Here is a 414-nt window from a genome sequence, read left to right as displayed (position 1 = left end):
GGTTATACCGCCGTGCATAAATCGCGATATCGCCACCACGCAGTTGCGCTTCGACGACGCGCGCGTCAACTCCCAATTCCTGCGCATTTACTCGAATACGAATACGCCAGATTGCACGCCCGGCTTCATCCTGCTCAATATCAGCCGTTAACCCGTGAATCGCAGAAATCGCTTCAACCACTGGCTGGAGCTGTTCCGCAGTGATGACTGCCTGCCCCTGGTGATAATTCTCCAGCGCGTAAACCAGCCCAACCATGTTCTCCTTGCCGATTTTCATCGCCCTGGCAATGCCGTGATGCTGCGCTTTGCAGGCTGCAATCCAGATTTTTTTACCAGTGATAAACCCGGAGGTCGGCGCGTTAAAGGCTTTTGCGCCGCTGTAGACCACCATATCCGCTCCGCTCACCACCCAGG

1 protein-coding gene is annotated in these 414 nt (G+C 55.3%); it reads right to left on the bottom strand.

Features of this window, described 5'->3' with window-relative positions; translation table 11 throughout:
• Positions 1-391, bottom strand: a 391-nt coding sequence (locus GV819_RS32715; protein WP_434738456.1) for a hypothetical protein, incomplete at its 3' end; no start/stop codon positions are given.
• Between the last annotated feature and the right edge of the window lie 23 nt (positions 392-414).

It is taken from the genome of Pseudomonas sp. Fl5BN2, from assembly GCF_009908205.1.
Lineage (GTDB): Bacteria > Pseudomonadota > Gammaproteobacteria > Pseudomonadales > Pseudomonadaceae > Aquipseudomonas.
The sequence above is the reverse complement of the archived record's forward strand: the minus strand, read 5'-3'. Positions and strand labels throughout refer to the sequence as shown.